The organism is Enterobacter cloacae complex sp. OE43NF (assembly GCF_023544405.1).
Classification (GTDB): Bacteria; Pseudomonadota; Gammaproteobacteria; order Enterobacterales; family Enterobacteriaceae; genus Enterobacter; species Enterobacter cloacae.
The window spans coordinates 1-1,457 of the sequence record NZ_JAMJFW010000132.1 but is presented as its reverse complement, the minus strand read 5'-3'; the positions used below and the strand labels follow the sequence as shown (position 1 = coordinate 1,457).

Here is a 1,457-nt window from a genome sequence, read left to right as displayed (position 1 = left end):
CGTGGGCGACAAGCAGGGGCCGGTAGGTCCAGGCGACACCACCGACGATCAGTCCCCGACCCTGAGCGGCGAAGCTGAGCCGGGCAGCGTGGTGGACATCTATGATAACGACGAGAAGATCGGTTCCGTCATCGTTGATGACGAAGGTAAATGGTCCTATACGCCAGACACGCCTCTGGCTAAAGGCGATCATGAGATCACCACCACCGTGACCGATCCGTCTGGCAACACCAGTGAACCGTCTCCGGGGATCTCCTTTACCGTCGATCCGGATCCAAACCAGGTTACCGTGGGTGAAGTGGTGGATGACGAGGGCCCGATCGTGGGCAACCTGAAGCCAGGCACCGTGACCGATGACGCACGTCCTGAACTGAGCGGTAAAGGTAAGCCGGGCAGCACCGTAACCATCATGGATGGCGACGATGTACTGGGCTCCACCGTGGTGGATCCGGACGGCAACTGGACCTTCACCCCTGAACAGGATCTGGCCGATGGCGATCACAGCCTGACCGTGATTTCCAAAGATCCGGCCGGAAACGAGGTGACCTCTCCGTCCTTTGATATTACCGTTGATGCGACCGCCCCGGAAAAACCTGTACTGGGATCCGCAACGGATGATGTAGGAACAATTCGTGGCGATCTGAGCAACGGCGGCACCACCGACGACGCAAACCCAACCTTCAACGGCTCTGCAGAGCCGGGCAGCCGTGTCGATATTTATGACAACGGTGAGCATATTGGTTCGACGATTGCGGACGACAACGGCGCCTGGCAGTTCACGCCAACCACACCTCTGCCAGAAGGTGAGCACCATATCACCACCACCGCAACGGATGAAGCGGGCAACACCGGTCCGGAATCGGATGATTTTGTGCTGGTGACCGACTACACCCCACCAGTGGCAAGCAGCGATGTACTGAACATTACGTCCGTAATGGATGATGTCGGCGGCCGTCAGGGTAACGTGGCCAGCGGTGAAATCACCGATGACAGCAAACCGGTTATCAATGGTATTGGTGAAGCGGGAAGCACCGTCTTTGTTTACAGCACGGATGCTAACGGCAAACATCTGCTGGGCTCAGCCGTGGTCGACAGTGAAGGCAACTGGACGCTGGCACTGGATACACCGCTGGTGGAAGGGCTTAATCAGCTGACGCTGGAAACCCAGGACGCAGTAGGCAACCGCGTAGCGGGTGAAGCACCGTCTTACGACATTACCGTTCTGATCCCGGTCAGCACCGAGCCGTCCATCAACAGCGTTGTGGACAACGCCGAGCCGCACGTCGGCCCAATGCAGAAAGGCGAAACCACCAACGACACCACCCCAACCCTGAGCGGCAGCGCTGCACCGGGCGACGTTGTGTCTATCCTCGACAACGGGAAGGTGATTGGCACCGTCAAGGCGGACAGCAGCGGTAAGTGGTCGTTCACCCCGGATACCGCGCTGGCGGATGGTC

The 1,457-nt window shown here is 58.9% G+C and carries 1 protein-coding gene; it reads left to right on the top strand.

Annotated features, from left to right (window positions below):
* Positions 1-1,457, top strand: a 1,457-nt coding sequence (locus M8370_RS23325; protein WP_250021864.1) for an Ig-like domain-containing protein, incomplete at both ends; no start/stop codon positions are given.